The organism is Rhodococcus sp. FW305-130, assembly GCF_058788335.1.
Map to the genome: position 1 here is coordinate 1 of NZ_JBYTAP010000027.1, position 605 is coordinate 605.

The following is a 605-nucleotide window of genomic DNA, read 5'->3' on the forward strand; positions in this document are numbered from 1 at the left end:
GTGCTCGATACGCGTTTGGCTCCGGTGCCGGTTGGTGTCGCGGGTGAGATGTATGTCTCGGGTGTGCAGTTGGCTCGGGGTTATCTGGGTCAGGCGGGGTTGACGTCGACGCGGTTTGTGGCGAGTCCTTTTGCTGCTGGTGAGGTGTTGTACCGCACGGGTGACGTGGCGTCGTGGAACAGTGCTGGTGATTTGGAGTATCTGGGTCGCGCGGATGATCAGGTGAAGATCCGTGGGTTCCGGATCGAGATCGGTGAGATCGAGTCTGCGGTGTTGGCGGATGTGTCGGTGGCGCAGACGGCGGTGGTTGTTCGTGAGGATTCTCCGGGTGATCAGCGGTTGGTGGCGTATGTGGTTTCGGCTGCGGGTGTGAGCGTTTCGGTCGACGATCTTCGGGTGTCGGTGGGTTCGTTGTTGCCGGAGTACATGGTGCCGTCGGCGTTTGTGGTGTTGGATGCGATTCCGTTGACGGTGAACGGGAAGTTGGATCGTCGGGCGTTGCCGGTTCCGTCGTTGCAGGTTGCGGTGTTCCGGGCTCCGACGTCGGTGGTGGAAGAGGTTGTGGCGCAGACATTTGCGGATGTTCTGGGCGTTGAGCGTGTTGG

Annotated in this window: 1 protein-coding gene; it reads left to right on the forward strand. The window is 60.8% G+C overall.

Annotated elements, in window-relative coordinates:
• A partial coding sequence (locus tag AC3WQS_RS31335) for an AMP-binding enzyme (RefSeq protein ID WP_492713605.1) occupies positions 1 to 605 on the forward strand: 605 nt, incomplete at both ends.